At 73.6% G+C, this 25449-nt stretch carries 15 protein-coding genes; 4 read left to right on the top strand and 11 right to left on the bottom strand.

Annotated elements, in window-relative coordinates:
- Positions 1 to 35 precede the first annotated feature (35 nt).
- Positions 36 to 704, top strand: coding sequence for a TetR/AcrR family transcriptional regulator (locus ACF062_RS06290; protein ID WP_392136311.1), 669 nt, complete (start codon positions 36 to 38; stop codon positions 702 to 704).
- A gap of 27 nt (positions 705 to 731) precedes the next feature.
- Here the strand turns inward: ACF062_RS06290 and ACF062_RS06285 are convergent, their stop codons facing one another.
- The 5 genes from ACF062_RS06285 to ACF062_RS06265 all read right to left on the bottom strand — a co-directional run bounded on the left by ACF062_RS06285 (position 732) and on the right by ACF062_RS06265 (position 8872).
- Positions 732 to 896 carry a hypothetical protein gene (locus tag ACF062_RS06285; RefSeq protein ID WP_392136308.1) on the bottom strand — a complete coding sequence of 55 codons (165 nt, stop codon included), beginning with the start codon at positions 894 to 896 and terminating at the stop codon, positions 732 to 734.
- 118 nt (positions 897 to 1014) lie between these two features.
- The gene (gene galE / locus ACF062_RS06280; RefSeq protein ID WP_392136305.1) at positions 1015 to 2007 is read right to left on the bottom strand and encodes a UDP-glucose 4-epimerase GalE; all 993 of its coding nucleotides are present in this window, start codon (positions 2005 to 2007) and stop codon (positions 1015 to 1017) included.
- Between the two features lie 74 nt (positions 2008 to 2081).
- Positions 2082 to 3764, bottom strand: a complete 1683-nt coding sequence (locus tag ACF062_RS06275) for a glycosyltransferase family 2 protein (protein ID WP_392136302.1) — start codon at positions 3762 to 3764, stop codon at positions 2082 to 2084.
- Between the two features lie 27 nt (positions 3765 to 3791).
- Positions 3792 to 5357 (bottom strand): hypothetical protein, encoded by a 1566-nt coding sequence (locus ACF062_RS06270; RefSeq protein ID WP_392136299.1) that lies wholly within the window; start codon positions 5355 to 5357, stop codon positions 3792 to 3794.
- Positions 5354 to 8872, bottom strand: coding sequence for a CDP-glycerol glycerophosphotransferase family protein (locus ACF062_RS06265; protein ID WP_392136297.1), 3519 nt, complete (start codon positions 8870 to 8872; stop codon positions 5354 to 5356). The genes ACF062_RS06270 and ACF062_RS06265 overlap by 4 nt, the downstream gene beginning before the upstream one ends.
- Before the next feature lie 149 nt (positions 8873 to 9021).
- On the opposite strand from ACF062_RS06265, the gene ACF062_RS06260 reads away from it, so the two are divergent.
- The gene (locus tag ACF062_RS06260; protein ID WP_392136294.1) at positions 9022 to 11121 is read left to right on the top strand and encodes a CDP-glycerol glycerophosphotransferase family protein; all 2100 of its coding nucleotides are present in this window, start codon (positions 9022 to 9024) and stop codon (positions 11119 to 11121) included.
- On the opposite strand, the gene ACF062_RS06255 is transcribed toward ACF062_RS06260, so the two are convergent.
- From ACF062_RS06255 to ACF062_RS06235, 5 genes are all read right to left on the bottom strand, one after another.
- Positions 11109 to 13946: a stealth conserved region 3 domain-containing protein gene (locus tag ACF062_RS06255; RefSeq protein WP_392136290.1), complete on the bottom strand. Its 2838-nt coding sequence runs from the start codon at positions 13944 to 13946 to the stop codon at positions 11109 to 11111. The two genes, ACF062_RS06260 and ACF062_RS06255, sit on opposite strands and share 13 nt — an antisense overlap.
- A complete protein-coding gene (locus tag ACF062_RS06250; RefSeq protein WP_392136287.1) occupies positions 13943 to 14920 on the bottom strand; it encodes a hypothetical protein in 978 nt (325 codons plus the stop codon). Before ACF062_RS06250 ends, ACF062_RS06255 begins: the two co-directional genes overlap by 4 nt.
- A 600-nt stretch (positions 14921 to 15520) precedes the next feature.
- Positions 15521 to 16405: a carbohydrate ABC transporter permease gene (locus ACF062_RS06245; protein WP_392136284.1), complete on the bottom strand. Its 885-nt coding sequence runs from the start codon at positions 16403 to 16405 to the stop codon at positions 15521 to 15523.
- Complete coding sequence (locus ACF062_RS06240) at positions 16402 to 17748, bottom strand: carbohydrate ABC transporter permease (RefSeq protein WP_392136281.1); 1347 nt, start codon at positions 17746 to 17748, stop codon at positions 16402 to 16404. The genes ACF062_RS06245 and ACF062_RS06240 overlap by 4 nt, the downstream gene beginning before the upstream one ends.
- Before the next feature lie 4 nt (positions 17749 to 17752).
- Positions 17753 to 19156 (bottom strand): ABC transporter substrate-binding protein, encoded by a 1404-nt coding sequence (locus tag ACF062_RS06235; protein WP_392136278.1) that lies wholly within the window; start codon positions 19154 to 19156, stop codon positions 17753 to 17755.
- Positions 19157 to 19347: 191 nt separating this feature from the next.
- Here ACF062_RS06235 and ACF062_RS06230 point away from each other — a divergent pair, with 191 nt between their 5' ends.
- Positions 19348 to 19788 (top strand): PPOX class F420-dependent oxidoreductase, encoded by a 441-nt coding sequence (locus ACF062_RS06230; protein ID WP_392136275.1) that lies wholly within the window; start codon positions 19348 to 19350, stop codon positions 19786 to 19788.
- Between the two features lie 163 nt (positions 19789 to 19951).
- Here the strand turns inward: ACF062_RS06230 and ACF062_RS06225 are convergent, their stop codons facing one another.
- Positions 19952 to 23302: an FHA domain-containing protein gene (locus ACF062_RS06225; protein ID WP_392136272.1), complete on the bottom strand. Its 3351-nt coding sequence runs from the start codon at positions 23300 to 23302 to the stop codon at positions 19952 to 19954.
- A gap of 424 nt (positions 23303 to 23726) precedes the next feature.
- Here ACF062_RS06225 and ACF062_RS06220 point away from each other — a divergent pair, with 424 nt between their 5' ends.
- Positions 23727 to 25397: a serine/threonine-protein kinase gene (locus tag ACF062_RS06220; RefSeq protein ID WP_392136270.1), complete on the top strand. Its 1671-nt coding sequence runs from the start codon at positions 23727 to 23729 to the stop codon at positions 25395 to 25397.
- Positions 25398 to 25449: the final 52 nt, after the last annotated feature.

The following is a 25449-nucleotide window of genomic DNA, read 5'->3' as shown; positions in this document are numbered from 1 at the left end:
TCGTCGTGACGCTGGGCCCTGCTTATGCTGTCCGTATGACGACGAGCAGGCCAGAGGGTGAACAGGCGGGCGGGCCGGAGGGCGAGCAGCAGGGCGCGCCCACGGAGGCACGGCCGCGCCGCAGGGCGCCCGCCGGAGCGGCCGTGCTCCGCGAGGACGTGACCGAGGCCATCCGGGCCGCCGTCTTCGAGGAGCTGGCCTCCGTCGGGTACGCGCGCATGTCCATCGAGGGCATCGCCCGCCGCGCGGGCGTCGGCAAGACCGCCGTCTACCGCCGCTGGCGCTCCAAGCTGCACCTCGTGCTCGACCTGGTGTCGGCCATAGCGGTCCAGGGGCTGCCCGCGCCGGACACCGGCTCCCTGGAGGGCGATCTGCGGCTGCTGTACGAGGTGACCTCACGCGCCCTGCGGCACCCCGTCGCCTCGCAGATCATCCCCGACCTCCAGGCCGAGGCGGCCCGCAACCCCGAGATCGCCGAGGCGCTCCAGAAGGCGCTGCGCGAAGGGCAGCACGGGGTCGCGAGCGGCATCGTGCGGGCCGCCGTCGAGCGGGGCGAGCTGCGGGAGGGTGCCGACGAGGAGCTGGCCCTCGACCTGGTGTCGGGGCCGCTCTACTGGCGCTCGGTGGTGGTGCGGGCGAAGCTGCCCAAGGGGTACCTGGGCCGGCTCGCGGCGGCCACGGCCGCCGGGCTGCGGGCGCTCTGAGCGGCGCCGGCCTTGGAAAGCGGCTGCTCAGGCGTCGCGGCGCCGCGTCACGTACAGCGTCACCGCCGTGCCGAGCGCCACGGCGCCCGTGACGACGCTGATCAGGACCTGCTGGATGCCGTCGAAGACGAGGCTGGTCGAGACGTTGAGGGCGACAGCGGCGGCCAGGACGAGCCAGAGCAGGGCCTTCATGGGGTGATTCCTTCCGGGGGCGGGTGACCGGCGCGCCGTGCGGCGGCCCGGCACCCACGCTGTCACCGGTCGGCCGTCGGCACGATGGGGTGCTCCCCCGGGCCGATGGTGGGGCCTGCTACACCCCAGGGCGGGCGCCCGCCTCCGGATGCAGCCGCACCCACCCGGCCCACGCCGAGGTGATCATGTCGCGCACGTCGCGCTTGGCCGTCCAGCCCAGTTCCGTGGCGACGCGGTCCGCCGCGGCCACCACGCGGGCCGGGTCGCCGGGGCGGCGGCCGGTGACCTCGGCGGGGATGGCGTACCCCGTCACGTCGTTGATGAGGTCCGTCATCTCGCGCACCGAAACGCCCTCGCCCCGGCCGACGTTGAGGGTCAGATCCGTGCCGGGCGCCGCCGCCGCGAGCCTGCGGGCCGTCGCCACATGGGCCTCGGCCACGTCGACGACGTGGATGTAGTCGCGTACGCAGGTGCCGTCCGGGGTGGCGTAGTCCGCGCCGAAGACGAGGGGGGACTCACCGGCGGTGAGCTTCTCGAAGACCATCGGGACGAGGTTGTAGACGCCGGTGTCCGCCAGCTCGGGCGAGGCCGCGCCCGCCACGTTGAAGTAGCGCAAGGACGCCGTCGCCAGGCCGTGCGCGCGGCCGGTGGCCCGCACCAGCCACTCGCCCGCCAGCTTCGTCTCGCCGTAGGGGCTCATCGGCAGGCACGGCGTCTCCTCGGTGACGAGGTCGACATCCGGCATGCCGTACACCGCGGCGGAGGAGGAGAGGACGAAGGACGGGACCGCGGCCTCCACCACCGCTTCGAGGAGGACCCGCAGGCCTTCCACGTTCTCGCGGTAGTAGCGCAGGGGCTGCTCCACCGACTCGCCGACCTGCTTCTTCGCCGCCAGGTGGATGACGCCGGTGATGGCGTGCTCCTTCAGGGTGCGGGCGACGAGCTCCGCGTCCAGCGTCGAGCCGGTCACGAGCGGGACGCCCGCGGGGAGGCGTTCGGCGATGCCGGTGGACAGGTCGTCGTAGACCACGGCCCGCTCGCCCGCCTCCGTCATGGCGCGGACGACGTGCGCCCCGATGTATCCGGCGCCGCCGGTGATCAGCCAGGTCATGGTCGTCTTTGTCCCGTCTTGTCGCGCGTGTTTCCGTGAAGGTGCAGTGTCGCAGAGCCGGTGTACGGGCCGTGTCAGCGGCCGGAAGCGCGCCCGAGGGAACCCCTGAGGGAGCCGGCCAGCCGCGTGAGGCGCCGCTTCGCGACCCCGGCGACACCCCGCACGCCGGGCGCGAGCCGCACCGAGAGGTTCCCCGCCTGGGTGGCGTACGGCTGGACGAGCAGGACGCCGTGCCGCCCGTTCGGCACCACCGTGCGGCGCAGCAGCCCGGGTCCCGCGACGGCGTGGGCGGTGGACTCGCGCGTCGTCCCGTCGGCGAAGCGGACCCGCAGCCGCAGGTCCCACACGCCGCCGTCCAGCGACCCGAGGTCGAGCAGGACCTCCGCGGTCCAGGTCTCGCCGGGCCGCTCGGGGCCGAACGCCGCGGTCCTGCGCAGGCCCGGCAGGCCGCTGTGCCGGTGCACCAGCTCGACGTCGACGGTGTCGGGGCCGGCGGCCGCGACCCGCCCGTACAGCTCGCGCAGCCGCAGCGTGAGCCGGCTGCCGCCCGCGCGGGGCCGCAGCTCGCCGTCGACCGCGAGGGGGAGCAGCCGCATGGGGCGTACCAACAGGTGCTCCAGGGTGACCTGGGGCAGGTCCGCCGCCCACACGGGCGTGCCGTCGGCCGCCCTCGGGTACGGCGGCGCGAGCCGCGCCGGGCGCGCCGCCACCTGCTTGAGGCGGCCCAGGTCGCGCGGCTGTTCGGAGGCCAGGACGACGCGCGCGATGACGCGGCCGGGGGCGGGCGCGGCGTCGAGGTCGGCGGCGTCGAACGTCTCCAGGTACGCCCGCGTGAGCGCCCACCACTCGCGCCGGTACTCCTCGCCGCGCGCGGTCAGTTCACGGGCGTACATGCGCAGCCCGTGGTCGATGAACTTGGCGCGGGCCGCCCGCGCCAGCCGCTTGCCGCCGGGCCCCGGCGCGTCCCGCAGGATCTCCACGGACTGGCGGTGGGCCTCCATGCGGGCCTGCCAGTTGGTGATTCCCGAGCGGTCCAGGGAGATGGAGAGTTTGGCGGCGGCGCGCCGCACGTGCCACACGTACACCGTGTCGGGGACGAGCGCGATGCGCGGGCCCGCGGCGAGCACGCGCGCGGTGAAGACGAAGTCCTCGTAGACGAAGCGGCCTTCGGGGAAGCGGATGCCGTGTTCGCGCAGGAAGCCGGTGCGGTAGAGTTTGTTGACGCAGAGCGTGTCGTGGACGAGGCGGGTGCGCAGCTCGGGCCGGGCGACGAGCCGGGCCTTGGCGTAGAGCTCCGGTTGCCAGGGCACCTCGCGGCCCGAGGGCAGTTCGCGGCGCACGCACAGCCCCGACGCGACCTCGGCGCCGTGCCGTTCGGCCGCGGCGAGCAGCGCGGCCGCCGCGCCGGGCGGCAGCACGTCGTCGCTGTCCAGGAACATCAGGTACGGCGCCGACGCGGCGTCGATCCCGTCGTTGCGGGGGGTGCCGCAGCCACCGCTGTTGCTCGCGCGGCGGATCACCCGCACGCGCCGGTCCCGCTCCGCGAGGCCGGCGAGGACCGCGTCGCTGCCGTCCGTCGAGCAGTCGTCGACGGCGATCACCTCGCGGACGACGGGGCCCTGGGCCAGCGCGGAGCGCACGGCGTCCGCGACATGGGCCGCGTCGTCGTAGCCGATCACGACGACGGAGATCTGGGCGGCGGACGGGTTAGGGGCGGATGGGTTCTGGGCAGTCGGGTGAGGCGGGATGCGGTCCACGGGGGAAATGTTAGTGGTTTCTCGTAATTATCCGATTAGGGGGGTATTCCGGGGTGCCGCACCGTCCCGGTTCGGGTGCTTCGGACCGCCGACCCGCGCCAGCACCTCGCCGGTGTGCCGGCTCCAGTCGACGACCACCGCCTCCCGGGGCACCTTCTGGCCGGGGGACAGCAGCAGCCACCGCACCTCGTAGCGGCGCACGATCGCCGCGCGCTCCTCGCGTGTCGAGTCGGGGGCGAGGTACGCGCGCACGGCGGCCAAACGGCGGCCCCGGACGTCCTCGTCCAGCGAGGCGTCCGGCCAGGCGGGGGCGACGAGGTTGGCGCCGTACGCGGGCACGGACCGGGTGGGGCGGTAGCCGTCGGTCAGCACGACGTCGCCGCGCCGCATATGGCCGACCGCCCAGCCGTAGTCCGGCCAGCGCGGCGGCTGGTCGAACCCGATGGGGTCCAGCGCCCGCGGCACCACCGCCCCCGCCTGGATCTGGAAGAACCCCACGCAGGCCCCGAGCGCCGCCGCCCCCGCGAGCGCGCCCCGCCGCCACCCCCAGGGCCGCGGCGCCGCAAGCTCGATGGCCAGGGCGAACTGCAGGGGCACCAGCGTCAGTCCGAGGATGCGGCCGTAGGTGTAGTGGCCGCTGACCCAGCCGTACGCGACGACCGCGCACTCCAGGGCGAACATCAGCACCAGCGGGTCCGTGCGGTCCCTGCGGAAGCGCAGCCACAGGGCGGGCAGACCGAGCAGCGCCAGCCAGAACCGCTGGGGCATCTCGGTGTAGAGCTGGCGGTGGATCCAGTCGACGCTGCCGTCGCCGACCAGGGAGAAGACGCTGTAGTACGGCCAGAGCGACGCGATCAGGGCCGCGGTCGCGGCGGTCGCCGCCCACATCCACACCTTCCGGCCGGACGCCGCGAACGCGACCACGCCGATCACCGCCGCCACCGACGAGATCGGATGGATGAGCAGGACGGTCCCGCACAGGGCGCCAAGACCGACGTACGCCCCAAGGCCCCTTCCGCGCGGTCCCCGCGCCAGCGCACCGGCCCACGCCCAGGCCCAGAACGCCAGGCCGATCGCGAACGTCGACGGGTAGCCGAGGTTCCCCGTCATCGACATCAGGCCCAGATAGCCGCTCCACCACGCCATGCGCGTGCCCCAGAGCAGCACCATCGCGAACAGCGCGAGGACGGGGGCCCACGGGCGGGGCGTCAGGAGCCGCACGAAGCGTCCGATGCCGGTGAGCAGGACGAGGAGGTTGAGCGGGCCCGAGACCTTGACGACCTGCCAGCCCGCCAGGTCGGTCGCCCTGGCGAACAGGCCCTGGGCGACCGCGTACGGCGAGTAGTACGCGCTGCCGTCACCCGGCAGGTCGGCCATCGGGTGCGCGGGGTGCAGGAGGTCGTCCTTGAGGCGCTCCACGACCGCCGCGTGCTGCCCGAAGTCGCAGCACATCGGCACCCGCCAGAACGCCAGCGACATCACCAGCCAGAACAGCCCGCCGAACACCGCGTAGGGGGAGGGGCGCCACCGGGGGCCACCCCCCAGAGCCGTCGCGCCGTGGACGGCCCTGCGCACGAGGAGCGTGCCGCTCACCGCATCAGCCTCTCCGCGACGCGGGCCGCGGCCCGGCCGTCGTCGAGGTCGCAGTACGCCTCACGGAAGGCCGCGTACGCGTCCGTGTGCCGGGCCGCGATGGCGTCCAGGTCGCGCAGCGCCTCGACGACCTCACCGGTGGAGGCGAGCAGCGGCCCCGGCGCGCTCGTCTCGAAGTCGAGGTAGAAGCCGCGCACGGTGTCGCGGTAGTGCTCCAGGTCGTAGGCGTGGAAGAGCATCGGGCGCCCGGTGTGCGCGAAGTCGAACATCAGCGAGGAGTAGTCCGTCACCAGCACGTCGGCGATGAGCAGGAGTTCGGCGGCCCGGGGATGGGCCGACACGTCCCGCACGAACGGCGCGCGGGCGCCCGGCAGCCGGCCCGCCGTCAGCGGGTGCTTGCGCACCAGCAGGACGTGGTCGTCGCCGAGCACCGACTCGGCGGCGCGGAAGTCGAGCGCCGGCTCGTAGCGGAACCGGCCGGGGGCGTACGCGAGATGGTCCCGGTAGGTCGGCGCGTACAGCACGACCCGCTTGTCCGGCGTGACGCCCAGCTCGTGGCGCACCCGCTCGGCGACCTTCTGGCGGTCGTCACCGAACAGCACGTCGTTGCGGGGCGAGCCCGCCTCCAGGACCTCGCCGTCGTAGGCGAGGGCGCGGCCCAGGTGCGGGGTGGAGAAGCGATTCGGCGAGACCAGGACGTCCCATTGGCGGGACAGGCGCGGCAGGGCGTCGAGATGGCCGTGGTCGGCGTAGAGGGAGTCGGTGAGGTCGGTGCCGATGCGCTTGAGCGGGGCGCCGTTCCAGGTCTGTACGACGGTCTGGCCCTCGCGGCGCTCGAAGAAGTCGGGCAGGTGGCCCGAGGTGACGATGCGGCGGCAGCGGGCCAGCGCCTCGTACCAGGCGGCGCTGTGCTCCTCCACGCCCTTCGCCCCGGCGGGCACGTGGGTCTGCTGGTCGTGCGTGACCCACAGGTGCTCGACGTCGGCGCCGCGCCGCACCAGCTCCTCGTGGACGGCGCGTGGAGAGTCCCCGTCGAGATACAGCACGGCATCGGTGAGCGGCTGTTGGCGGTGGCGCGGATAGTGGTTGGTGCGCAGCCGGTGCTGGCGGTAGGCGCCGCGTTCGGTGCGCGCGAGCACGGAGCCCGCCTCGACGAGGAGGCGGTCACCGAACCGCCGGTCGACGGTGAACTCCCGCCCCTCGACGCCCCGGTGGAGCGGCAGCCCGGCCGCCAAGGAGGCGAGCAGCCGCACCGGCATGCCGATCTCGGCCTGCCCGGCCTGCCCGGGGGCGCTCCCGGTGTCCCGCAGGAACGCGTACCACCGCCCCTCGCGCAGCGCCCCGCCGCCCGGCGCGACCACCGCGCGCAGCCGGTCGTCCGCGACGCGTTCGGCCGGGACCGTCAGCTCCTCGTCGCGGCCGCTGTGCCGCAGGACCAGTTCGGCCTCGGGCCAGGCGGCCCCGGAGGCGAGCATCTCGACGGTCAGCGTGCCGTCCGCGCCCCACGCGACGCGGTCGGCGACCGGCTGCCGCGTCACCTCGACGACCAGCTCGCCCCGGTCATTGGCCGTGGCGCACAGCTCCCGGCCGTCGTCCGACGCGTACCGCCCCGGCGCCAGGGCGAGAGCGGCGGCCAGTGACTTCAGCGTGCCGTCGGGCAGCACGAGGTTGGCCTGCCAGCGGTCGCCGTGCGGCGGCTCGACCTCCTTCGGCGCGAGGTGCGGGGTGGGCGCCACTCCCGTCAGGTCCGCGATCCGCACGCGGACCTCGAAGCGGTCCTCGGCGAGCGCCACCGGGTAGTCGACGTCGGTCCCGGAGTGCTTGTGGGTGAGGCGCAGGGCCCGGGGGCGCACCCGGCCGGGCAGGCCGCCGCTCAGCACCACGTCGCCCCCGTCGCGCCGGTGGGCCTCGACGCGCGCCGCGTACTCCTGGACCCGCAGCACCAGGCGCCCCTTGCTGTGGCCGAGGACCAGGCGCAGCCCGTCGCCCAGCTCGCGCACCAGGGACTGCGCGGACGCCCCCTCGGCGGCCCGCACGGCCGCGCGCCGCACCGTGCCGTGGCCCGCGACGACCACGCCGAGCAGCCAGTTCCCGGGCCGCCACGCCCCGCCCGTCCGCAGCTGCTCCGGGTCGACGGTCATCTCGAAGCCGGCCAGGTCGTAGCAGTGCAGGCGCTGCCGTGACTGCTCGGTGGCCTGCGGGGCGGCGACCGTCCGCGTCGGCACGCGGCGCAGCCGCCCCTTGCTCCGCGTCGACCGCAGCAGGCCCGCCTTGACGGAGTGCCCGGGGCGGGTCGCCTCCAGATTGCGCACATACGCGTATCCGCTGATCCGCAGCTTCCCGTCGTCGCCCCACCGTGCCTCGCCGGCCCGCGCCACGACGGGCAGTTCGCCCCGCCCGACGCGCGTCAGCTTCTCCGGGACGCGGCCGATGCCCGGGTAGGCGGCCCGGCGGCGCAGTGCGCCGCGCACGTGGAAGGCGGTGCCGTTGGCCCGCTCGAAGGCGAGCAGATCGATGAGTTCGGCGGTGCGCGCCTCACGGACGAGGTGCCACTTGACGCGCAGGTCGACGGGGAGTCCGGTGATGACGGCGGGGTCGGCGCGGCGCAGGAAGGCGGCGGCGTCCGTCATGAAGGCCGTGCGGTACTCGGGGCCGCCCATCGGCAGCCCCTCCAGGAAGTACACGAAGTCGTCGCGCAGACAGGAGGCGTCGTACGTCTCCTTCATCTCCGGCGCGTGCCGGGCGAGGAAGCCGCTGACGTGCGCGCAGGCCGCGATCCGGTCCCGCACACCCTTGACGTCGGTGCGCCGCCGGGTGATCGAGCCCTCGCGGACCCGCCAGTAGTAGACGTGGTCGCTGAGCACGTCCACGGAGTGGGCGAGGAAGTGCGCGGGGATCATCACGGGCGTGTCCTCGTAGAGCTTGCCCTCGGGGAAGGCGAAGCGGTGCCGGTCCCAGAAGGAGCGGCGGAACACCTTGTTCCAGGCCACGCGGTCGGAGAGCAGGTCCAGGTCGCGGGAGATGTGCGTACGGGTGCGCGGCTCGGTCAGCCACTTGTACTGCCAGGCCTGCGAGCGGCCGCGCTCGGTCAGCCGCCAGACGTTGCCGCTCGCGAAGTCGGAGCCGGTCTCGTCCAGGCTCGCGATCATCCGCTCGTACGCGTCGTGCGGCACGACGTCGTCGCTGTCGACGAAGGTCAGGAACTCGGCGGTGGGCGACGCCTTGCGCACGCCCGTGTTGCGGGCGGCGCTCAGCCCGGCGTTGCGCTGGCGGACGTAGACGAAGCGCGGGTCGCGGGCGGCGAACTCACGGGCGATGAGCGGGCTGCCGTCGGTCGAGCCGTCGTCGACCATGACGCACTCCAGACCACGGGGGCCGTCCGGACCGTCGGGACCGTCATGCCGCCCCGGTGCGTTGATGCCGTTGACGGTCTGCCGGGCGATCGATTCCAGGCACTCCTCCAGAAACTCCTCGACGTTGTAGATGGGCACGACGACGCTGAGACGGGGATGCACGGCGACCGGCCTTTCATGGGAGTACGGGCATATTTAGCCCCCTTTGCCCGCTCGCGGCCGGTGCCGGTCAGTTTCTCTGGCGTGTGTCACCCCAATGAGTGAGGTGAGGTCTTCGACAGGCGGTGTCCGGCTGACTACCGTCGGTTGCTATGTCGCGCTTCTCGGTTGTCGTCCCCGCCCACCGCGTCCAGGGCTACCTGCGGGAATGCCTGGACTCAGTGCTCACCCAGTCCTTCGGCGACCTCGAACTGACCGTCGTCGACGACGCTTCGCCCGACGCCTGCGGCGCGATCGCCGCCGAATACGCGGAGCGCGACCCGCGCGTGCGCCTGATCCGCCTCCCCGTCCGGGCGGGCACCGGCCCGGCGCGCAACATCGGCGCCGATCGCGCCACCGGCGGCCACCTCCTCTTCCTCGACGGCGACGACCTGCTGCTGCCGGGCGCCCTCGAAGCCCTCGACGCGGCCCTGACGGCCCACGGCGATCCGGACGTCCTGCTCTTCGCGCACGACCGCGTCGACTGGTGGGACACCGTCCGCCCCGGCGGCACCCTCCTCACGGGCGATCCGCTGGGCGCCGCCCCGGCCGCCTGGAACCGCCTCTTCCGCCGCGACTTCTGGTGCGCGCAGCGGCTCGCCTTCTCCGACGGCGCGTACGAGGACGTGGTGCCCGTCCACACCGCGACCCTGCGCGCGGACGAGCGCCTCGCCACCTGCGACCGGACCTGCGTGCGCTGGCGGGAGCGGCGCGGCGGCAGCTTCTCCAAGACGCCGGGCCGCCACCACTTCGCCGTCATCGGGCGGTACGGGGAGCTGCTCGCCGCCGCCGGGCCCGCCGACCGCGCCCGGCTCCTTCCGCACGCCGCCGCGCACCTCCTCGCCGTCCTGGACGACCCCGGCCGGATCCGCGCGGGCGACCGGCGCGACTTCTTCCGCGAGGCGGCCCGCGTCCACCGCACGTACGCGCCCGAGGGCACCGAGCCCCGTGGCCCCGGCGAGAAGGCCCTCGCCACCGCCTCCTACGCGGCCTACGAAAGTCTGCGCAAGGCCGAGTCGCGGCGCCTGCGCGTCACCCGGCACCTCAAGCGGCAGAAGAAGAAGCTGCGCGCCCGTGCCATGCGCGCCGCCTACCGCGCCGACCTGCACCGCGCACTGGACCCGCACCTCGCGGTCTACGGCGCCTACTGGAACCGCGCGGTCTCCTGCAACCCGGCCGCGATCCACGCCAAGGCCCGCGAACTGGCCCCGCACATCCGGGGCGTGTGGGTGGTCTCCGGACGCCACAAGGACAAGGTGCCCGCCGGGATCGAGTACGTCGTCGAAGGCTCCCGGCGCTACTGGGAGGCGATGGCGAGGGCGACGTACCTCATCAACAACTCCAGCTTCCCCGGCGGCTTCACCAAGCGCCCCGGGCAGCTTTACCTCCAGACCCACCACGGCACCCCGCTGAAGAAGATGGGCCTGGACCAGCGCCGCTACCCGGCCGGCACGCACGGCATCAGCTTCCAGAAGGTCCTCGACCACACCGACCAGTGGGACTTCAGCCTCTCCGCCAATCCGCACTCCACGGAGATCTGGGAACGCGTCTACCCCTCTCCCGCGTACGAGGCCCTGGAGGCGGGCTACCCCCGCAACGACGTGTACTTCACGACGGGTGACGAGGAGATCGCCCGCATCCGCGCGGAGCTGGGCGTCGAGGACGGGCAGACCGTGCTGCTGTACGCGCCCACCCACCGCGACTACCAGAAGGGCTTCCTGCCCCACCTGGACCTCAGGCGCTTCGCCGACCGGCTCGGCCCCGCCTATGTCGTCCTCGTGCGCGCCCACTACTTCTACGGCGCCGACGCCGGGCTCGACGCCCACCGGCGGATCGTCGACGTCACCTGCCACGCGCGCGTGGAGGACCTCTGCCTCGCCGCCGACGCGCTCGTCACCGACTATTCGTCCCTGATGTTCGACTACGCCTGCCTGGACCGCCCGATCGTGACGTACGCCCCCGACTGGCAGGCCTACCGCCTGGCCCGCGGCACCTACTTCGACCTGCTCTCCGGGCAGCCGGGCGAGACGCCGGGCGCGGTGGCCACCACCGAGGACGAACTGGCGGAGCTGTTCCGGGGCGGCGCCTGGGACTCCCCGCAGGCGGCGAAGCTGCGGTCGGCGTTCCGGTCCCGCTTCTGCCCCTACGACGACGGGAAGGCCGCCGAACGCGTCGTACGGCGGCTCTTCCTGCCCACCGCTCACAGCTCGTAGGGCGAACGCACCGGGAAGTACGCCGTCAGGAACGACCTGATGGCCAGCGCCATCTCCTCGTCCGCCATGCCGCTGTCGGGCGACTCCCCGATGCAGAACGCCGTCCTGTCGCGGTTCTGCAGCAGCCGCCCGAGCCGCGCGTGGTCGGCGCGGTCGCCGATGTCCACGAAGTCGTACGAGATCGTGCCCGGCACCGCGCGCCCGGTGAGGTACGCGTAGTGCTGGTAGAGCGACGAGACGAGGGAGTGGTCGCCGACGGAGCGGAAGCGGCTGCGGGCCGTGGCCGCGAGCTGCTCGGGGAAGCGCTCGGTGATCTCCGTCAGGACGCTGCGGCGCAGCGCGTACGGCACGTGGAAGAAGCTGTGGGTCGTGGTCCTGCCGAACGTGCGGCGCAGCAGCTCGCGGTTGTTCTTCGCCGCCGCCAGATAGCCCTCGTCGTCCGGCGAGAGCGGCAGGGCGGGCACCGACTCCGAGGACCAGAAGAAGCGGGGCAGGCCGTTGCTGAGGAAGAACGTGTCCGGGTTGGTGGGGCGGCCGAGGAACATGTCGTCGTTGAAGTACAGAAAGTGCTCCGACAGCCCCTCGACGCGGTGCAGTTGGCTTTCGATGGAGTGCGAGTTGAAGGTGGGCAGACACTCCTCGGGGTCGGCGAACAGGTCGCGGTGGTCGACGACCGTCAGGCCGGGATGCTCCCGGTCGAGCCAGTCCGGCACCTGCCCGGCCGTGACGAGGAAGACATGCCGGACCCACGGCGCGTACATCGCCAGCGAGCGCAGGCTGAAGCGGAGTTCGTCGCGGTTGCGGAAGCGCACGGCCCCGTCGTCCGCCGACTCCTGCCGGTTGCCGCCACGGGTCGCGTCCCGGCGGGCGCGCCACTCGGGGTCGGAGTCGTCGACCCAGGTGTAGACGGCGTCGATGGGGAAGTCGATGTCCCTGACGAGGAGTTCGGTGAACACCTGGAGGGTCGGGTAGTCGCGGTCCCCCACCCGCAGGGTCGCCGTCGGGGTCAGCGAGGGCAGAACCGAGCCGGCCAGCGTCGTCCCGAACGGCGCGCGGAAGCCGTCCTCGGCGGCGGGCCCGCCCTGGGGCGTGCGGGGCCAGAACGCCACCGTGCAGCCGAGGCCCGCGCCGTGCCGCAGCGACAGGGTGGTCGTGGTCACCGGCTTGAAGATCCTGACGCCGGACAGGTCGCCGATGCCGTCGAGGCGTTCGGCGAGGACCACGCCGGGCGCCGCGTCGCGCGGGTTGACGAGCTCGGCGTAGACCGGCTCGTCGCGCAACGCCCCGGCCAGGGCCTTCAGCGCACGGCCCTGGTCGTCGGCGGCCACCGCCAGGGTGTGTGCGGTGCCGTCGGCGGTGCGCACCAGCGCGTAGGGCACGTCCTGGGCCTCCAGGGCGGACGCGGTGAGCCGCAGGTTCCACTCCGCCATGCGCGGGGCGAGCACGTCGTCGCGCCGCTCGGCGAGGCGGCCCACCGAGCGGATGACGCGGCCCGTCGGATCGGCGGCGATGATCTCGTCCTCGCGGGCCCGCTCGTCGGCGGCGGCCGCGGCGTCGAAGGTGTAAGGCGCGGCAGGCCGGAAGCCGCAGCCACCGGAGGCGACACCGAGCGCCACCCGGTCCGCGCGCCCGCGCAGCCGCTCCGGCCGCTCCCGCCCGGCCACGAGCCGCGTGTACAGCTCCTCCCAGCGCCCGGTGACGTCCGCCGAGGAGAAACGGGCGTAAACGCCTTCCCGGGCGGCGCGGGCGTAAGCACGCCGAGCAACACCATCACCCATCAACTCGGCCATGGCACAGGCCAATCCATCGACCTCCCCGGGTGGGACGAGCAGCCCGTCGACGCGGTGCCGCACGATCTCGGCGGGCCCGGTCAGCACGTCGTACGCGATGACGGGCACCCCGGCGGCGAGCGCTTCCAGGAGCACGAGCGGGAACGCCTCGTTGTGCCCGGCGGTCATCAGGCTCAGCCCCGCCTTGGCCCACTCGGCGGCCATGTCCTGGCAGGGGCCGAGCAGTTCGACCCGGTCGTGCAGGCCGAAGCCGTCGACCAGGCGGCGCAGATGCTGCTCGCGGTGGCCGCTGCCGAAGATCCGCAGCGTCCACTCCGGGTACGCCTCGGCGACTTGGGCGAAGGCCCGGACGGCATGGTCGACGCGCTTCTCGCCGGTCAGCCGCGCCGCCATGACGATGACCTTGCTCTCGCCGTCCGCGCGCGGCCGGAAGCCGTCCGGCACGGCGTTCGGGATGACCGCCAGCTCCGGCGCGGTGGGCCCGAGGGACTCCGCGATCCAGTCGCGGGTGCGTTCGGTCAGCGTGACCAGGGCGTCCAGGCGGGGGGCGTGCAGGAGCAGCGGTTCGCCGGAGGGGCCGCGCCGCTGGGTGGGGCGGTGCTCCTGGTGGACGGTGATCACCCGGGCGGGCGCGAGCGTCACGGCGGCGGCGAGCAGCGCGGGCGTGGTGGTGACCAGCACGTCGGTGTCGATCGCGGAGAGCGCGGCGGTCATCTCGATGTCGGAGAGCCGGTCGAAGGTGTCCTCCCAGGCGGGCCTGATCAGCTCGCTGGGCAGCGCGGCGAGGGTACGGCACGCGGAGCCGTCCAACTCCGTCTCCCTCACCGGACGTTCGGGTGTCGTCGTACGGTCCACGAGGTACCGCACGGGCAGAGCGCGCGCCTCCGCGAAGAACGGCTCGGCGCGGGTCCGGAAGACGGAGACGACCTCGACCTCGATCCCGGGCCGCTCGGCGAGATGTGCGGCCTGGGTGTAGGTGGCCAACTCGGTCCCACCCATCTCGTCCCCCCAGCCGAGCAGGTACGTGATCTTCATGAGGTCTCCTTAGCGGGCTCCCGCGTGAGGTCGGTGATGTCCCCGCACGTCACCGCGAAGGCGCCGGTGCCGGTGAAGTGGGCGTGTGCCCGCACCAGCGCCCCTTCCGGCAGCGCGAAGACGCGGAAGGGCGTGGGGTAGGCGGCCGAGGGGTCCCGCACGTCCGTCAGCCACCGCCCGAGCGGCAGCCCCGCCACCCGGAAGTCCCACACCCACTGCCCGGCCCCGGCCCCGGTCATGGCACCGAGCGGCACCCGCAGCGTGAACGCGCCGCCCGGTCCGCCCACGACGTCGGCCGGCACGACGGCCTTGTCCCTGCGCCGCACGGCCTCCGCGCGCACCGGCGGGAGGGCCGCCCCGACCAGCCGCCCGTGCACGGTGATCCCGTCCCCCCGGGGCTCGAAGCGCACCAGTTCCGCGCGGGGCCGCGGCCGCGTGGCCTGGAGCACGGCCCGCCCGGTGCGGGACCGGACGATCCGCACGAGCGTCCCGGTCCGCGGGTCGGGGGCGTGCGGCAGGGTGGGCGTCGAGGGAGACGCGCCCTCCCCGGCGGGCGCGATTCCCTGACGCCGTACGCGGCCGTCGGCGCCCCGCGTCTCGACGGTGAGCCGCCACACGCCGTCCCGCATGTCCCGCAGGGTGGCCGTGGCGGTCAGGAGGGGCGTCCCGGCCGTGTGCCGCTCGAGGACGAGAGGGACGGTGAGCCTGCGGCGGCCGCGCGTGATCAGCAGCCGGGCACGGTCCGAGGGCGCGGCGTTCCCCGCGGCGAGGGCGAGGTTCAGGGTGCGGCTGTCACGGAGCGAGAGATGCACGGGCGTCAGCGGCGGCTCGGCGCGGGACACACGGCCGTGCGGTCGCCCGGCGGCGACCCGCTCCAGCCGGAACCGCGTGCTGCGCACGGTGGCACGCAGCCGCCGGACGAGGCGTGGCCGAGGCCCGAGGAGGCGGGGTGGCGTGAAACCAATGCGGTCCATTTATCCACTTTGCCCATTTTGAGACCGCGACTCGCACTCCGCCCCCCGTTTCGCCCCCACAGACCCCCCACAATCGCCCCGCTCGGAGCAGCGGAGCGCGTCCCGCGAGGGGGCGGGACGGCCGTGCGGCCCGCAACCACAAGCGCACCCGAGGGAACGTCGGCCGGGGTCCTGAGGCACATGGAGCCCGACGACAACCCGCAGCCGCCCACGCGCCGAAGGGGCCGTGGGGGTAGGTGCGCGCGGAGCACAGTGGCGGTCACCAGGGCCCCGAAGCAGCAAAGGCCCCACACCAAGATGGCGAGCACGGACCTACCCCCGCGGCCCCGCCCCGCAGACGCCCCGAGGCGCCCCGGGCCCACACACCGACCCGCAGCCGCCCACGCGCCGAAGGGGCCGTGGGGGTAGGTGCGCGCGGAGCACAGTGGTGGTCACCAGGGCCCCGAAGCAGCAAAGGCCCCGCACCAAGATGGCGAGCACGGACCTACCCCCACGGCCCCGCCCCCAAGACGACCCGAGGCACCCCGCAACGAACCGGGACGGCCCAACCAAGGGCCGCCCCACTCACCGTACGTACAGACGTTCCACGCCACGCGACGGCTACTTCACCGCACCCGCCATCACCCCCGACACGAACTGCCGCTGGAACGCGAAGAACACCGCCAGCGGTATCACCATCGAAATGAACGCCCCCGGTGCCAAAATGTGCACGTTGTCACCGAAGAACCGCACCTGCTGCTGAAGCGCCACCGTGATCGGCGGATTCTGCGAATCGGCGAAGATCAGCGCGATCAGCATGTCGTTCCAGACCCACAGGAACTGGAAGATGCCGAGCGAGGCGATCGCCGGCGCCCCCAGCGGCATCACGACCCGCAGGAAGAGCCGCAGCTCACCCGCCCCGTCCAACCGCGCCGCCTCCAACAGTTCGCGGGGGATCTCCGCGAAGAAGTTCCGCAGCAGGAAGATCGCGAACGGCAGACCGAACGCCACGTGGAAGATGACCACGCCCACCGTCGTCTCGAAGATGCCGATCTTGCCGAAGAGATCGGCGATCGGCACCAGCGCCACCTGCACCGGCACGACGAGCAGCCCGACCACGGCGATGAACCACCAGTCACGCCCCGGGAAGTCCATCCACGCGAACGCGTACCCCGCGAGCGAGCCGAGGATCACGACGAGCAGGGTCGCCGGCACGGTGATCGTGACGCTGGCCAGGAGCGAGTCGGTGATCGTCTCGTCCTTGAGGAGGTTCGCGTAGTTGTCCAGCGTCATCTGCGAGGGCGCGCCGAAGACCTTCCACCAGCCGCTCTCGCTCATGTCGGCGGAGGACCGCAGCGAGCCGATCAGCAGCCCGACCGTCGGCATCAGCCAGAACAGACCCACCAGTACCAGGAACACGCGCAGCGCGGTCCCGCCCAGCGCGGAGGCGATCCGCCCGCCCATGGACTGCTTGGCCTTGACGGTCTCCACCCGGTTCGTCGTCATCGTCGTGCCTCCCGCCGCATGCGCCGGATATTGAACAGCATCACCGGGATCACCAGCAGGAAGAGAAGCATCGCGATGGCGCTCGCCACGCCCGTGTCACGGTCGCCGAACGCCGAGTTGTAGAGCTGGAGCGCCAGGACGTTCGCGTCGTCCTTCGACGAGCCCGGCGGGATCACGAAGACCAGGTCGAAGATCTTCAGTACGTTGATCATGAGCGTGACAAGCACCACCGCGAGGACCGGCGCGAGCAGCGGCACCGTCACCCGCCGGAAGACCTGCCACTCGTTGGCACCGTCCACCCGCGCAGCCTCAAGCAGCTCACGCGGCACGCTCGCGAGCCCCGCCGCGATCAGGACCATCGCGAAACCGGCCCACATCCACAGGTACGAGCCGATGACCGCCGGTGTGATCAGGGACGGCCCGAGCCAGTCGACGCCGTTGTACGGCTCGCGGAAATTCGAGGCCGGGAAGCGCAGTTGGGCACCGTCGGCCTCCTTCGGCAGCGCGAAGGTGCCGTCCGCCGCCGCCTCGGTGGACGCGACCACCTCGCCGCCCTTGACGGCCTCGATCCGGATGCCCGCGTAGCCGAACTCGGAGGTGTCGGGCGCGTTGGGCTCGCCCCGGCCCTTGCCGCGCGTGAAGTCCTGCCAGGTCGCACCGGTGACCTGGTCCGGATCGGCCTGCGCGGGCTTCGCGGCCTTCGCGTCGTCCGGCATCTCGTTCGGCGGTACGCCCGTCAGCGGCAGCGCTACCGGCTCACCCGCCCGCACCGGCTCCTTGGTGATGAACGCGCCGCCGCCGGCCGCCTTCAGAGGCGAGTTCATGGCCGGATGCGCCTGCGGGAACGCCGACGACTCGGCGAACGTGTCGTGCACGCTCACCGCGACGGCGTTGGCGACACCGCGGTCGGGATCCGACTCGTACACGAGCCGGAAGATGATGCCCGCGGCGAGCATCGAGATCGCCATCGGCATGAAGATGACGAGCTTGAACGCCGTGCCCCAGCGCACCCGTTCGGTCAGCACCGCGAAGATCAGGCCGAGCGCGGTCGCCACCGTGGGCGCCACGACCACCCAGATCGCGTTGTTCTTGATGGCGGTCAGAATGCTGTCGTCCGTGAACAGCGTCTTGTAGTTGCCGAACGCCGTGAAGTCGCCCGACTCGTCGAAGAAGCTGCGGAACAGCGAGTACCCGATGGGGTAGAGGACGAGCGCGCCGAGCAGCACCAGGGCGGGCAGCAGGAAGAGCACCGCCACGGTCTTGCGGGTGCCGGTCACGCTCTTGCGCGGAGTCGTGGCCGGGGGCACGACCTTGGGGGTGCCCCCGGCGTTCGCGGACGCCACCGCGTCAGTCCTTGTAGGCCTTGGCGGCGGCCGTCTCCAGCGTCTTCTGTGTCCCCTCGACGTCCTTCGGGTTCTTCAGGAAGTCCTGGAGCGCCTTCCACTCGCCCTTGCCTGGCGTGCCGCCGAAGGACTGCGGGGCCTGGTCGGACATGTCGAAGCGGATGTCGTCGCCCGCCGCGATGAGCGCCTTGGCGATGTTGCGCTGCACGTCGTTCGGGTACGCCGCCAGGTCCAGGTTCTTGTTCGGCGAGATGAAGCCGCCCGCCTCCGCCCAGATCTTCGCGGCGTCCGGCGAGGCCAGATAGGTCAGCAGCGCCTGCGCGCCCTTGCTGTCCTTCAGCGCGACGGCCGCGTCACCGGCGACCACCGCCGGGGACTCCTCGCCGACGGCCGGGAAGGGGAACACCTTGGCCTCCTTGCCGACCTCGGCCTTGGTCTCGGAGATCGGCAGGGAGACCATGTCGCCCTCGAAGACCATGCCGGCCTTGGGCTGGTCGCCGCCCTTGAACGTCTGCTTCACGGATGCCGGGAACTCCGTCTGCAACGCGCCGTCCGCGCCGCCCGCGACGAAGCCCTTCTTCCCGAACAGCTCACCGAGCGTGGTCAGCGCCTCCTTGACCGACGGGTCCGTCCACTTGATCTCGTGCTGGGCGAGCTGGTCGTACTTCTCCGGACCCGCCTGCGACAGGTAGATGTTCTCGAACCAGTCGGTGAGGGTCCACGCCTCGGCGCCCGCCACCGATACCGGCGGCACCCCGGAGTCGTAGACCGTCTGGGCCGTCTTCATGAAGTCGTCCCAGGTCTTCGGTTCGCTCACGCCCGCGTTCTCGAAGACCCGCGTGTTGTACCAGATCAGCGACTTGTTGGCGGCCTTGAAGTACACGCCGTACTGCTTGCCGTCGACCGCGCCGAGGTTCTGCCACCCCTTGGCGTAGTTCTTCTCCAGCTCCTTCCGCGCCTCGGGGCCGACCGGCTTGGCCCACTTGTTCGCCACGGCCTGCTCGATCGCCCCGACCTGCGGCAGCATCGCGACGTCCGGCGGCTGCCCGCCCGCCACCTTCGACTCCAGGAAGCTGATGATGGGGTCCTGTGCGGGGACGAAGGAGACCTTGGCGCCCGTCCTCTCCTCGAACTCGTCGAGAACCTTCAGGAAGACCTTGCGCTCCGAGCCGCCCCACACGGCGGAGACGGAGACGGTCTGCCCGTCCAGCTTGGGCAGCTGGACCGTCGCCCCGCCGTCCTTGGCCCCGCTCTCGTCCGACTTGTCCCCGTCGTCGCTGTCGCCGCCGCACGCGGTGACGGTGAGCGCGAGCGTGCCCGCGACGAGGGCCGCGGTGAACCTGGCGGTGGCACGCCGGTGTTGCCGCGACCCTGGTGTCCTGCGTGTCCTGCGAAGAGTGCTGCGCATCACTGCCCCGTTCTCTTCCTGGCATGTCCCGTGCGCTCTGGTCTACGCCCGTGCGGGGAGGGGCGGCAAGATGGCCTGCGGTGTCAACTCGTAGATCGTGATGGCGTTGTGACGTGCCGTCATCGTCCCTTGCCACGCCTTGTCACACCACTGGTGGGAATAGGCACCACCCGACGCCGGTTGGGCCCGGCATGACTGACGCAACCGACGGCTCCTTCGACCCGCACGCGCTGCTCGCCGAGAGCCGCCTCGGAGTCCTCGCCACGATCAAGTCCGACGGCCGCCCCCAGCTCTCCCCGGTCCTGCCGACGTACGACCGCGCCACCGGCCGCCTCCAGGTGTCGACCACCGCGGGCACCGCCAAGACCACCAACCTGCGCAGGGACCCGCGCGCAGCCCTGGAGGTCACCCACCCCGACGGCATGGCCTGGGCCACCGCCGAGGGAACGGCCACCCTCACCGGCCCCGGCACCGACCCGCACGGCCCCGAGGTCGAGGCTTTGGTGGAGTACTACCGCAACGCCGCGGGCGAACACCCCGACTGGGACGAGTACCGCGCGGTGATGGTCGCGGAACGCCGCGTACTGATCACCATGGAGGTGGAGAGGGTCTACGGAGCAACGATCCGCTAACACCCACCCCGGGTTCACAGCGCCCCGTAAGGGTCGCGGGGAACGGCGCAACCAGGGCCGCCCCCTCAGGGGCGCGGGGAACTGCGCGCCCAGCCACAACGCACCCGCAGCCGAACAACAAGGCCAGCCCGCCGAACCAAGGCCACCCCGCACCCGACCCCGACTACAAGAGCGACGGCACCTGATCCGCCGACACCGACCGCGCCGCCCTCTCCAGAGCACTGGCCAGCAGGGCCAGATCCGTCGGCCCGTTCCCCAACTCCCGCACGGGCCGCCGAGCCGGCGGATCCCCCATCCGCTCCCACTCCAGCGGCACAACCGTGGGCCGCAGCGTCGCCGTCCGGGGAATCCGGCCGGTGACCCGCCCCGCCTGGAACGCCGTGGCCCTGCCGTCCGGGGACCGCAGCTCGCCCCGGCCCGGCGCGGGCTCCTCCGGCCCCGCCGTCACCGCGTCGAGCACCACCCGCAGCGAGGCCCGCTGCCCCAGCTCGGTCTCCGGCATCCGCTCACTGCGCCCCGTGGTCGCCACCAGGTGCACGCCGAGCCGCTCACCGTCCCGTGCGACCGCCTCCAGGGCGCGTACGACCGAACCGGCCGCGGGCCGCCCCGGAGAGCCGAGGGCGGGCGCGAGCAGTGCGTCGAAGTCGTCGACGAGCACCACGAGCCGGGGCAGCGGAGGCCCTGGCTCGGCCCGCCGCCGCGCCGCCATGGGCCGCAGCCGCATCGTGGAACTCGGCGGCGCCTCCAGATCCCCGTCGGACGGCTGGCCGGGCGCGGCGGCGGAACCACCCGCAGCGCCAGCCCCGGAGGACGCCCCGCCCGCCCCGGAGGACGACGGCGACCGCTGCGCCACCAACCGCCCCGAAACCTCCCGCCGCGTGTGCCACTCGGCGAACCCGAGCACGCCGAGCAGCTCGGCCCGCCGCTTCAGCTCGGCGGCCAGGGACTGCGCGAACTCCCGCATCCGCACCGGGTCGTTGGCCACCAGATGGGTCGTGACATGCGGCAGGTCCGTGCAGACACCGAGCCCCGCGCCCTGCCGCCCGGCGCCCCCGCCACCGCTGTCGCGGCCGTCGACGAGCACGATGCCGAGCCGGTCGGGCCGCTCCGCGGCGGCCAGCGACGCGGCGACGGAACGCAGCAGCTCCGTGCGCCCGCTGCCCGCGGGACCCTCGGCGAGCAGATGCGGCCCGTCGGCCGCCAGGTCGGCGACGAGGGGCCCGCGCGGCCCCGCCCCGAGCACGGCGACGGCCCGCCCGCCGAGCGCCTCGGGGTCGTCCGCGGCCGCCGCCCACCGCGCCATCAGCGAGGCGGGCGTGGCCCGGGCGAGGCCCAACTCGTCCAGCAGCCTGGCCGCTTGGGGCAGCGGAGCGGACACGCGCGCGTGCCCCTCACCGACCGTGCCGTCCGTCCGCAGCGGCGCCAGCGCCCGCGCGAACCGCTCGGCCCAGGCAGGCGACACCGCGTCCAGCGCGGCGACGGTGCCATGCCCCGCGGGGCGCCCGCCCGCCGTCCGCATCAGCCGCAGCGCGGTCGCCACGTCACCGCTGAGCAGCGCGACGGCACCACACGCGCGGAAGGGCGGCGACACCGAGCAGGCGGCCTCGTACGTGTCCAGGACGGGCGACGCCGGTGAGGCGGCCTCCGTCTCGGCGAGGCATACGACGTGGATCCCGGCCCGCGCGCCCTCACCGGCGAGCCGGACCGTGGCGTCGCGCAGCCCGGCCGAACCGGGGTCGCCGTCGACGACGACGACGGTGCGCGACGCGGGCTCCGCGGCGGGCGTGCCGCCGCTGTCCGTACCGCCCGTGCTGTCGGCGCTGTCGGCGATGCGGTCGTCCAGGCGGCGGATCAGCTCGTCCACGCGCGCGGCCGCCTGGTCGCGGTCGTAGGCGAGCAGGAGTCGGCAGTCCTGGCCGTGCGTGGGCCGCAGATGGGGGAGCCAGCCGAGCCACGCCCACTCCGCGGTGCGCTCCTCGGTGGGGCGCGCGCGGTCCGTGCTGATCAGCACGATCTCCAGGCAGTCGGGGGAGTGCAGTGCGCCGAGCTGGGCGACGACCGCCCTGGCCAGGCCGGTCAGCCGCTCCCGGGGCCCGGCGAGACCGAGCGCGCCCACCTCGCGCAGGCTCACGGTGACGGGCACGGCGGGCAGCAGCCCCCGGTCGTCGGGGCCCGCCCGGTCGACCGTGCCGAGCCGCACCGCGAGGGACTCCGGATGGGCCGGACCGCGCTCCCAGAGGCGGGGCCCCGGGCCGAGCGCGGTGAGCAGCAGGGCGGCGGGATCCGGCCACGACTCGGGCGTCCGCGCGGCGGCGGCCACGGCGAGCTCCTCCGGAGTGGGCTCCGACGCTCCGGAGCCCCCGTCACCGCCGCCCGCGTGTCCCTCGTGGCCGTCGTGCGCGTCGTACCGGTCGTACACCTCGTACCCGTCGTGCGCGTCCTGGCCCTGGCCGCCGTCCCTGCCGCCGGTCAGCCGACGGGCCCAGGCCGAGAGGCCGCCGCGTCGACGCAGTCCGCGCGGCACCGTCGTGCCCCGCAGCGGTGTCCCGAGACGGGTCTGTTCGGCGTCCGGCGCGCCGCCCTGCACCGGTACGACACCGGGGTCGCCATCGGCCGGGCCGTACACCCCATGGCCACCGCCGTGGGTCTGCGCACTCCCGTACGCCCCCTGAGTGCCGTACGCCCCTGAGGTCCCCTGGGCACGGGCGGCACCCGCAGCACTCGCGGTGCCGTCCCCGCCCGCCGCTCCCCAGTGCGCCGAGCCGTACGCGTGATGGCCGGGCGTCTCCTGGGAGTGCGAGGGGGCGAGGAAGGCCGGCTGCGGGGTCGCGGCGGCCCGCACGCGCACGTGGCCCTCACCGTCCGGGGCCGTCGAGAGGGCGGCGCCCGCGCCGGACGCCGGGCCGAGGCCGCCGTCCGTCAGGCGGAGCGCCGATTCGCCGATGCGCAGCAGGGAGCCGGGGGTGAGGCGCACGGGGCGGTCGGTGACATCCCTGCCGTCCACGGACGTGCCGTTCGTCGAGCCGAGGTCCGTGACCGTGACGCGGCCGTCCGCCGCGAGCGTGACCGCGCAGTGCATCCGGGAGACATCGGGGTCGTCCAGCGGGACGTCCGCCTCCGCCGAGCGGCCGACCCGGATCTGGCCGCCGTGCAGCAGATGGACGCCGCCCGCGTCGGGGCCCGCCACCACGTGCAACTGGGCGGCCGCCCCGGCCGGTTCGGGCCCCGGCTCGGCGGGCGCCCCCAGCGAGAGGACGGCGCCGTCGATCAAGGGGGGCTCACCGAGCGTGCACCGCTGGGCGTCCAGGCGCTCCGGGCCCGCGTACAGCACGAGGGGGCTCTCGCTGCCCGCGACGGCCGTGGCGAGGCCGGAGGCGACGGCGGCGAGCGCGGTCCCCGCGGGGGCGGTGACCAGGACGTCACACGAGCCGTGCGCCCCCGCCGCACCCGTGGGGCGGCCTTGCTGCTCGGTCTGGCCGCTGCGCGGCCCGAGGACGGTCAGCCGGATCTGCATCGCCGTCAGCGGTCCCTTCTGCGCTGGGCGCCCGGCACGGGGACTCGCGCTGTGTTTCCCCCCACCGCACACGGGCACGTCGGCCAGTACTGGGGGCATCCTCGCACCTGCCACTGACAACACGCCCGGCGGCCACCCGTAAGTGATCTTGATTGGTCGGCTCTGCTCGGAAAAGTGCCTGCTTGGACCGTTGGGGACAGGTGCCGGAACCCGTGGAAGAAGCTCACACCGGGAACTCGGCGGCAACCAATGGCCACGGGAGAGCGTCTCCCTCCCGGGCAGGCGAACGGTCGGCTTCCGTTCGGCCGGCGGCCCCTCCGGCGGCACTACAGTGGGTCGGAACACCTTCGTACAGCCCCCCGGACAGGACCAGACGGGACCAGCGTCCGGCGGGGGCCAGCCAGATCAGCAGGGAGCGCATGACGTGCGGCCGGTAGGCAGCAAGTACCTGCTCGAGGAGCCGCTCGGACGCGGCGCCACGGGCACCGTCTGGCGAGCCCGCCAGCGGGAGACCGCGGGGGCCGAGGCGGCCGTCGCCGGCCAGCCCGGCGAGACCGTGGCGATCAAGGTCCTCAAGGAAGAGCTCGCCAACGACGCGGACGTCGTGATGCGCTTCCTCAGGGAGCGGTCCGTCCTGCTCAGGCTGACGCACGAGAACATCGTCAGGACGCGCGACCTGGTCGTCGAAGGTGACCTCCTTGCCCTGGTCATGGACCTGATCGACGGTCCCGACCTGCACCGCTACCTGCGCGAGAACGGCCCGTTCACGCCGGTCGCGGCGGCCCTGCTGACCGCCCAGATCGCCGACGCGCTCGCCGCGAGCCACGCCGACGGCGTCGTGCACCGCGACCTGAAGCCGGCGAACGTCCTGCTCAAGCAGGACGGCCAGGGCATGCACCCGATGCTCACCGACTTCGGCATCGCGCGCCTCGCCGACTCCCCGGGGCTCACCCGCACCCAGGAGTTCGTCGGCACGCCCGCGTACGTCGCGCCGGAGTCCGCCGAGGGCCGCCCGCAGACCAGCGCCGTCGACATCTACGGCGCCGGGATCCTGCTGTACGAGCTGGTCACCGGCCGGCCGCCGTTCGGCGGGGGCTCGGCCCTCGAGGTCCTGCACCAGCACCTCAGCGCCGAACCGCGCCGCCCCTCGACCGTCCCCGACCCGCTGTGGACGGTCATAGAGCGCTGCCTGGACAAGAACCCGGACCGCCGCCCCAGCGCCGAGAACCTCGCCCGGGCCCTGCGCGTCGTCGCCGACGGCATCGGCGTGCACTCCACCCCCGCGCAGATCGCCGCCGCGGAGGGCGTGGGCGCGCTGCTCATGCCCGACCCGGCCCCGGCCCCCGTGCCGGACGCCCCCGGCGCCGCCGACCCCACGCAGGTCCTGCCGAACACCGCGGGCTCGTACGACCCGAACGCGGCGACGAGTGTCATGCGGAACACCGGCGGCCCCGGCCAGGGCACGGGCGACGCCGACCCGACGTCCGTCCTGCCGAGCACCGGCGCCGCCGACCCGACCGCGGTCATGCCGCCGGTCCCACCGGGCGCCCCGGGGGCGGACCCGAACGAGCCGCACCCCTGGCAGAACCAGATGCGCGCGGCCCGCGACCGCAACGACCAGACCCAGGTCCAGTACCTCGACCCCGGCGACGACCCGCTGCGTCGGCGCCCTCAGCGGCAGGTGGCCCGCCCCGAGCCGCAGCAGCCGCAGCCGCGCCCCCAGCAGTACGCGCCGCAGCAGCCGCGCGGCCGGCGTCAGCAGCCCCCCGCGCCGCAGCCGTACCAGCAGCCCCAGCACCAGCCGCAGCAGTACGCCGCGCCCCCGCAGGCGCCGCCGCCCCAGCAGCCCGCCCCGCGCCCGGCGCGCGAGCCGAGGCAGCCGCGTCAGCGCAGCGCCAACCCGATGAAGATCCCCGGGCTCGGCTGCCTCAAGGGCTGCCTGTTCACGCTGCTCATCCTCTTCGTGGCGAGCTGGCTGGTCTGGGAGTTCAGCCCGCTCCAGGAGTGGATCGGCACGACGAAGGGTTACTGGGAGCAGCTGACGTCCTGGTACGACACGGTCAGCGGCTGGATCGGAAAGCTCGGCGCGAACTAGCGCGCGGACGGTTCTGGGGATTTGTCGACATCGGCAGGGTGATTTCTGCTCC

Source organism: Streptomyces sp. NPDC015345, from assembly GCF_043078805.1.
Taxonomy (GTDB): Bacteria; Actinomycetota; Actinomycetes; order Streptomycetales; family Streptomycetaceae; genus Streptomyces.
This window is presented reverse-complemented; position numbering and strand designations above follow the sequence as displayed.